The sequence below is a fragment of the Streptosporangium sp. NPDC005286 genome, from assembly GCF_040607515.1.
In the GTDB taxonomy this organism is placed as follows: Bacteria; Actinomycetota; Actinomycetes; order Streptosporangiales; family Streptosporangiaceae; genus Streptosporangium.
Map to the genome: position 1 here is coordinate 1 of NZ_JBEXGU010000273.1, position 8,016 is coordinate 8,016.

6 protein-coding genes are annotated in these 8,016 nt (G+C 66.8%); 5 read left to right on the forward strand and 1 reads right to left on the reverse strand.

Annotation, left to right across the window (positions count from 1 at the left end; all coding sequences use genetic code 11):
* Positions 1–680 precede the first annotated feature (680 nt).
* Positions 681–974, forward strand: a complete 294-nt coding sequence (locus ABZU75_RS44025; RefSeq protein ID WP_355568676.1) for a hypothetical protein — start codon at positions 681–683, stop codon at positions 972–974.
* A gap of 142 nt (positions 975–1,116) precedes the next feature.
* On the opposite strand, the gene ABZU75_RS44030 is transcribed toward ABZU75_RS44025, so the two are convergent.
* A complete protein-coding gene (locus ABZU75_RS44030) occupies positions 1,117–1,884 on the reverse strand; it encodes a sulfite exporter TauE/SafE family protein (protein WP_355568679.1) in 768 nt (255 codons plus the stop codon).
* Between the two features lie 541 nt (positions 1,885–2,425).
* On the opposite strand from ABZU75_RS44030, the gene ABZU75_RS44035 reads away from it, so the two are divergent.
* From ABZU75_RS44035 to kdpB, 4 genes are all read left to right on the forward strand, one after another.
* Complete coding sequence (locus tag ABZU75_RS44035) at positions 2,426–4,318, forward strand: amino acid transporter (protein ID WP_355568682.1); 1,893 nt, start codon at positions 2,426–2,428, stop codon at positions 4,316–4,318.
* 299 nt (positions 4,319–4,617) lie between these two features.
* Complete coding sequence (gene kdpF / locus ABZU75_RS44040; protein WP_355568686.1) at positions 4,618–4,707, forward strand: K(+)-transporting ATPase subunit F; 90 nt, start codon at positions 4,618–4,620, stop codon at positions 4,705–4,707.
* On the forward strand, positions 4,707–6,368 hold the full coding sequence (gene kdpA, locus ABZU75_RS44045; protein ID WP_350930107.1) for a potassium-transporting ATPase subunit KdpA: 1,662 nt from the start codon (positions 4,707–4,709) through the stop codon (positions 6,366–6,368). The genes kdpF and kdpA overlap by 1 nt, the downstream gene beginning before the upstream one ends.
* Positions 6,368–8,016, forward strand: a 1,649-nt coding sequence (kdpB, locus tag ABZU75_RS44050; RefSeq protein ID WP_355568690.1) for a potassium-transporting ATPase subunit KdpB, incomplete at its 3' end; no start/stop codon positions are given. The genes kdpA and kdpB, both read left to right, overlap by 1 nt.

The following is an 8,016-nucleotide window of genomic DNA, read 5'->3' on the forward strand; positions in this document are numbered from 1 at the left end:
AGGACTACCTCGACCAGCAAGGCATCCCGCGCTTGCGTTCCTGGCGAGCCGCCAGCTGACCCGACAGCGAACAAGATCCCCGACAGAGTCAAGCTCAGGGCGTGTCATCACCAAGGGCAAGAAGGAGAGCCGGTACCGAGGCGTCAGCGGTTCGGCGGCTTCGAGGCGTTCGGTTTGACGTGCACATGCGTATCGCGCCGAGTCGAAATCAGCTCGGCAAGCACGGGACAACGCGCACAGGAAAGGGCGAGATCGAATGGTGAAAGTCTCTCGTACGGCCATCGCGGCAGCCGTGACCGCTGCGGCAACCGGATTTACCATCCTCGTCGCGTCGCCGGCGCAGGCCGACTATTCCGACTGCATCTCATACCTCGAAGGAGGGAGGTATCAGATAAGCCCCCCGAGAAGGGACGCCTGCCGGGTCGGCGCCACTTCCGCGGCCGGAAGCTGGTTCCTCTGCTGGGACGGCCTCGTGGACACGCGAATTCCGTCGGGGGTGGCCGCAGCAGCCTGTGATCGGGCGAAACAGTAGCGGTGGTGCGTTTCACGAACCCCCTCGGACAGGCGCTCGGCGGCAGGAGTGCCTACAGCGGCCGAGCGCATCCGTGGTCCGCGTCATGGACGTAAACGGCCGCGGTGCCGTGTCAATCTCGAATTCAATCAGGTATCAGGAGCGGGTCATGGGCAAGAAGCGAATGCTGGCCGGACTGATCGTGGCCGGCGTCATCGGAACATTCTCCATCGCCGCCACGCCCGCCCAGGCGTCGACGTCACCTGCGGCGATGGCCGACTACTGCGACAGGAACCCGCCTGGATCCGGTTCGGTACCCGGGGACCGGTTCGCGGGCGAGCGCCCGATCGCCTGCGGAAAATGCTACGAACAAGGACTCTATCTGCGGGCGAAGGGTCAGATCTCACAATTCTGGTGTGAATACTTTAACGTCTTTAAATATGCAAGGATATACGTCAAGTAACGAACGAGTCCGCTGGTCCGCAGCGCACCGCTCCCCGCGCACGCGAAGAAGCTCCCCCGCCTACGACGACGCGGTTGCGCGGGGGAGCCGACGGCGTCCGGCCGTGCCGGGGAGGCCACCCGTTCGACTCCATCATCCTGGGTCAGTGACGTAACAACTGGACGATGGCGACGGTACCCACCGCCACGATGAGGATGCGCAGCACCGCGGGGCTGAGGCGGCGGCCTACCTTGGCCCCGACCGGGCCGCCGAAGGCGGAACCGGCCGCGATGAGTACGACGGCCATCCAGTCGAAATCCGCGGAGAAGAGGAAGAAGAGCGCAGCGACGGTGTTGACGACGGCGACAAGGACGTTCTTGACGGCATTGAGACGTTGCAAGGTCTCGTCGAGGAGTACCCCCATCAGGGACATGTAGATGATTCCCTGGGCGGCGGGGAAGTAGCCACCGTAGACGCTGGCGAGTGTCAGTCCGGTGAGAAGCAGCGGGCCTCCGTCGGGGCGGGCGGAACCGCTGGTGCGTTCGCGGCGGCGCCGTACGCTTCTGCTGATCCGGGGCTGGAGGATGACCAGGACGAGGGCGAGGCCCACCAAGGCGGGCACGATCTTCTCGAACGCCGTGGCGGGCAGGGCCAGCAAAAGCGTGGCGCCCGTGAGGCCGCCGAGCAGGGCGCCGGCGCTCATCTTCAGGATGCGCCGGCTCTGGCCGCTGAGCTCCGCGCGATAACCGATGGCCCCGCTGATGGAGCCGGGTATCACGCCGAGTGCATTGGAGACCGCGGCGGTGACGGCCGGCATTCCGGTGGCGAGCAGAACGGGAAAGGTGATCAGTGATCCGGAGCCGACCACGGTGTTGATGGCGCCGGCGCTGACGCCGGCCGCGAAGACGGCGAGCATCTCCCACGGCGTCACGCTGTCCCCTCCCTCACGGAATCGGCGTCCATGCCCGGCCAGGCGGCGCGCGTGGGCCATGCTTCGCGGCGTACCGGACCGAGCGACCCCGGAACCAGCGACCCGGTGGCGGCCCGGCCGGCTGTGCGGATGGAGTCGCAGACCGAGGAGCACAACGCGGCGGTGACGCCTGCCGCGGCCAGGGCGGGCGATAGGGTAGGCGATTCCGTCTGACGGCCGGTGTCCGGCGAGATTCTCACGCGGCCGACGCTAAACCGGAAATACTTCGGCGCTCAGCGAAGTATCCCGACCCCGGACGAGGTGACGCTCTACCTGCCGGCCGAGTGGTCGGGGCATCGAGACCACCTTCGGCCTGAACGCCATCCTCGACAGCCTGCAGGCACGCCTCGCAGCGCTTCGGCGCGGGACCTTTCCGTTTATAGCCGCATATGCCCTGTCTGTGAATATTGATGTTTTCTTGACGCCTGGCCATGAATCGATGGGCTCTGACGTCAGTAGTGTGCATTGCGTCTTTACGGATAGTTGATGTGGGGGGCCGACAGTGGCCGGCACGACTGGGCCACTACAGACGTGGCTGCTCAAGGGCTTACAGACCGACCGTAAGCAGATCGAGCACGGTCCGCACAAGAAGCACACGTGGTGGCAGGTCATGTGCCTCACGGGCGTCGACTACTTCTCCACCCTCGGTTACCAGCCGGGCATCGCGGCGCTCGCGGCCGGCGCGCTGTCGCCGCTGGCGACGCTGCTGCTGGTCATGCTCACCCTGTTCGGGGCGCTGCCCGTCTACCGCAGGGTCGCGGAGGAGAGCCCGCACGGCCAGGGCTCGATCGCGATGCTGGAAAAGCTGGCCCCGCAGTGGTGGGGCAAGTTGTTCGTGCTCGCTCTACTCGGGTTCGCCGCCACCGACTTCGTCATCACGATGACGCTCTCGGCCGCCGACGCGACGGCCCACATCCTGGAGAACCCGTTCGTCCCCGACTTCCTGTCGGGCCAGCGGGTGCTGGTCACGCTCGTGCTGCTCGCCCTGCTCGGCGGGGTGTTCCTGATGGGCTTCAGCGAGGCGATCGGCATCGCCGTCGTCCTCGTGGGCGTCTACCTCGTGCTCAACGCGATCGTGGTGGCTGTGGCCGTCACGCACGTGCTCGATGCCCCCAACCTGGTCATCGACTGGCAACACGCGCTGACCACGACCTACACCAGCCCGATGGCCATGATCGGGCTTTCCCTGCTGGTGATGCCGAAGCTCGCGCTGGGCCTGTCGGGTTTCGAGACGGGCGTCGCGGTGATGCCGATTGTCAAGGGCGACGTCCAGGCCCGGATCAAGGGAACCAAGCGGCTGCTGACCTCGGCGGCCATCATCATGAGCGTCTTTCTGATCTTCAGCAGCCTCGTCACCACCGTGCTGATCCCGGAGCAGGAGTTCGAGGAGGGCGGCAAGGCCTCAGGACGGGCGCTGGCATTCCTGGCGCACGGTTTCCTCGGCGACTGGTTCGGCACGTTGTACGACGTCAGCACCATCGCGATCCTCTGGTTCGCCGGGGCGTCGGCGATGGCGGGTCTGATCAATCTGGTGCCGCGCTACCTGCCCAGGTACGGCATGGCGCCCGACTGGACGCGGGCCGTACGCCCGCTGGTCCTGGTGTTCAGCGCGATCGGCTTCGCCATCACGATCATCTTTGACGCCGACGTCGAAGCCCAGGGCGGTGCCTACGCCACCGGTGTGCTCGTGCTGATCCTGTCCGCCTCCGTCGCCGTGACGCTGTCCGCGTGGCGCAAGGGCCAGACCAGGCTGATGGGCGGCTTCGCCGCCGTCTCCGCCGTCTTCGCCTTCACGCTGGTGGACAACGTGGTCGAGCGCCCGGACGGGGTGAAGATAGCGTCCTTCTTCATCGTGGCGATCATCGTGACCTCGCTCATCTCCCGGACGACCCGCTCCACCGAGCTGCGCGTCACCAAGGTGACCTATGACCCGCTGGCCGGGCAGTTCGTCAACGGGGCCTGCGGCGAGGTGCACCTGATCGCCAATGAGCCGCACGAACGTGACCAGGCCGAGTACAACGACAAGCTGCGCGAGCAGTGGCTCAACCACCGCCTGCGCAGCTCGGAGCAGGTCATGTTCGTCGAGGTGACGGTCGTCGACGCCTCGGAGTTCGAGACCGAGCTGGTCGTGCACGGCGAGGAACGCTTCGGCCACCGGATCCTGCGCTTCGAGAGTCCCACGGTGCCCAACTCGCTGGCCGCGCTCCTGCTCGACCTGCGTGACCGTACGGGCCGGATACCGCACATCTACTTCCACTGGACCGAGGGCAATCCGGTGGCGGCGATGCTGCGCTACCTGCTGTTCGGCGGCGGAGACGTACCACCGATGACCCGAGAGGTCCTCCGCCAGGCGGAACCGGACATCACCCGCAGGCCGCACGTCCACGTCGGGTGAGCCGCACTCCTCGGTGAAGTGCAGGTCCTGCCGGTCGAGGTCGCCGCAGGCGCGCCTGTCTCGACGGCACTCCTGTGCGCCGTTTCCGCCGTGCCGTCAAGAAGGTGTCAACGGTTGGCCTGCGGGCGTATGAAATGCGTTAAGGACGGCAAAATCTCCCAAATATCCCGCTTTTCTATGGGTGTTAGAAGAGCAAACATTCGGATTAGAGGAGTGGGGATGGCCGACGTCATCTTCGTCGCCCTGACGGTCGCGTTGTTCGTGATCTTCGGGTTCGTCGTCAAGGCGGTGGAGCGCCTGTGAGCGCCATCAACGCCATCGGCCTTGTGGTGGCCGTCGGTCTGGTGATCTTCATGGTCGCGGCCCTGCTGTTCCCGGAGCGGTTCTAGTGAGTACCACAGCAGCCGGGATCATTTTCGTCGCATCCCTCATCATCGCCCTCGCGCTGACGCACAGGCCGCTCGGCGACTACATGTACCGCGTGTACTCGGGCGTCAGGCACAACGTCGTCGAGCGCGGCATCTACCGCCTGCTCGGCGTCCGCCCGGACGCCGAGCAGCGGTGGGGGGTTTACGCCCGCAGCGTGCTGGCGTTCTCCGTCGTGTCGATCCTGTTCGTGTACGGCATGCAGCGCTTGCAGGACAAGTTGTGGTTGTCACTCGGCTTCGACCCGGTGCCCGACCACATCGCATGGAACACCGCGATCAGCTTCGTCACCAACACCAACTGGCAGGCCTACTCGGGTGAGTCCACCATGGGCCACCTGGTGCAGATGGCCGCGCTGGCCGTACAGAACTTCGTGTCCGCCTCCGTCGGCATGGCGGTGGCGATCGCGCTGGTGCGCGGCTTCGCCCGCAACCGGGCTGACACCATCGGCAACTTCTGGGTCGACCTGGTGCGCGGTACGGTCCGTATCCTGCTGCCCATCGCCTTCGTCGGCGCACTGGTGCTGGTGGCCGGCGGTCTGGTGCAGAACCTCTCCTCCCCGCATGAGCTGAGCACCCTGGCCGGCGGCACCCAGTCGATCACCGGCGGCCCGGTAGCCAGCCAGGAGGTCATCAAGGAGCTCGGCACCAACGGCGGCGGCTTCTACAACACCAACTCGGCGCACCCGTTCGAGAACGCCACCAGCTGGACCAACTGGTTCGAGATCTTCCTGATCCTGCTCATCCCGTTCGCCATGCCGCGCACCTTCGGCAAGCTGGTCGGCCAGGTCAGGCAGGGTTACGCGATCCTCGCCGTGATGGCGACCATCGCCATCACCAGTGTCGCGCTGACCAACGTCTTCGAGCTGGGCGCCAACGCCACCGTGCCGCAGGCCGTCGGCTCGGCGATGGAGGGCAAGGACGTCAGGTTCGGCGTCTCCAACTCCGCGACGTTCGCCGCGGCGACGACTCTCACGAGCACCGGCGCGGTCAACTCCTTCCACGACTCCTACACCCCGCTCGGCGGCATGATGACGCTGTTCAACATGATGCTGGGCGAGGTCGCACCCGGCGGCGTGGGAGCGGGCCTGTACGGCATGCTCGTGCTGGCCGTGATCACGGTCTTCGTGGCCGGGCTCATGGTCGGCCGTACCCCCGAATACCTGGGCAAGAAGATCGGCGCCCGCGAGATCAAGCTGGCCTCGATGTACTTCCTGGTCACCCCGATCCTCGTGCTCGTCGGTACGGCTGTCGCCATGGGCAACGAAGCGGGTCTGGCGGCCATGCTGAACAGCGGCCCACACGGGTTCTCCGAGATCCTCTACGCCTTCACCAGCGCCTCGAACAACAACGGCTCCGCGTTCGGCGGCGTCACCGTCAACACGCCGTGGTACGACGTGGCGCTCGGCCTGTGCATGGTGCTCGGCCGCTTCCTGCCGATCATCTTCGTGCTGGCCCTGGCCGGATCGCTGGCCAGGCAGGCCCCGGTTCCCGAGTCCGCAGGCACGCTGCCCACCCACCGGCCGCAGTTCGTCGGCATGGTGGTCGGCGTCACGATCATCCTGGTCGCCCTGACCTTCCTCCCGGCCCTGGCGCTGGGCCCGCTCGCAGAAGGAATCAGCTAATGTCCACCCCAGTGCTCGAGGCGCCGGGACAGGCGCCGACGCCGCAGAAGAACGGCAGGGTCGGCGGTGGTCTGCTCGACCCCAAGCAGTTGATCAAGTCACTGCCCGACGCGTTGAAGAAGCTGAACCCGGTCTCGCTGTGGCGCAACCCGGTGATGCTGATCGTGGAGATCGGCGCGCTGGCCACCACAGTCCTCGCTGCCACCAGCGAGTCGTCGTTCTTCGCCTGGGCCATCGCCGTCTGGCTGTGGCTGACGGTGGTCTTCGCCAACCTCGCCGAGGCCGTCGCGGAGGGCCGTGGAAAGGCGCAGGCCGCCACGCTCCGTGCCGCCAAGCGCGACACCACCGCCCGCCGTCTCTCCGGCTGGGCGCCGGGCGCGAACGTGTCCTCGTGGGACACCGTCGGCGCGCCGGAGCTCAAGCAGGGCGATCACGTGATCGTCGAAGCCGGGGAGATCATCCCCGGCGACGGTGACGTGATCGAGGGCATCGCCTCGGTCGACGAGTCGGCCATCACCGGCGAGTCCGCACCCGTGATCCGCGAATCGGGTGGTGACCGCTCGGCGGTGACCGGCGGCACCAGGGTGTTGTCCGACCGGATCATCGTCCGCATCACCCAGAAGCCGGGCGAGAGCTTCATCGACCGGATGATCGCCCTCGTCGAGGGTGCCGACCGGCAGAAGACGCCCAACGAGATCGCGCTGAACATCCTGCTGGCCGCTTTGACGATCATCTTCCTGGTCGCCACCGTCACCATGCAGCCGATGGCGATCTACGCCAAGAACGTCAACCCCGGCATCGCCGACTCTCTCGCCCTGACGGGCGACGGTGTCACCGGCGTCGTGCTGGTCTCGCTGCTGGTCTGCCTCATCCCGACCACGATCGGCGCGCTGCTGTCGGCCATCGGTATCGCGGGCATGGACCGGCTGGTCCAGCGCAACGTCCTGGCCATGTCCGGCCGCGCGGTCGAGGCGGCAGGAGACGTCAGCACCCTGCTACTCGACAAGACCGGCACGATCACGCTGGGCAACAGGCAGGCATCGGAGTTCCAGCCCGCCTCGGGGATCTCCGCCGCCGACCTGGCCGCTGCCGCGCAGCTTGCGAGCCTCGCCGACGAGACGCCTGAGGGCCGCTCGATCGTGGTCTACGCCAAGCAGGCGTACGGCCTGCGCGAACGTCAGCCAGGTGAGCTCGCCCACGCCGAGTGGGTGGAATTCACCGCCCAGACCCGCATGTCGGGGGTCAACGTCGACGGCCGGCAGGTGCGTAAGGGCGCGGCGACGGCCGTGATGAAGTGGATACGCGAGAACGGCGGCCGCGCGACCGAGGAGGTCGGCCACCTGGTCGACGGCATCTCGGCCTCGGGCGGCACCCCGCTGGTCGTCGGTGAGATCGCCGACGGTAAGGCGCGGGTGCTGGGGGTCATTCATCTCAAGGACGTCGTCAAGCAGGGCATGCGCGAGCGGTTCGACGAGATGCGCCGGATGGGCATCCGCACCGTCATGATCACCGGTGACAACCCGCTCACCGCCAAGGCGATCGCCGACGAGGCCGGGGTGGACGACTTCCTGGCCGAGGCGACCCCCGAGGACAAGCTCGCGCTGATCAGGTCGGAGCAGGAGGGCGGCCGGCTGGTCGCGATGACCGG

Excerpts from the sequence above, each read along its gene's own strand:
- ABZU75_RS44025 (WP_355568676.1), top strand. The coding sequence starts at position 681 with ATGGGCAAGAAGCGAATGCTGGCCGGACTGATCGTGGCCGGCGTCATC.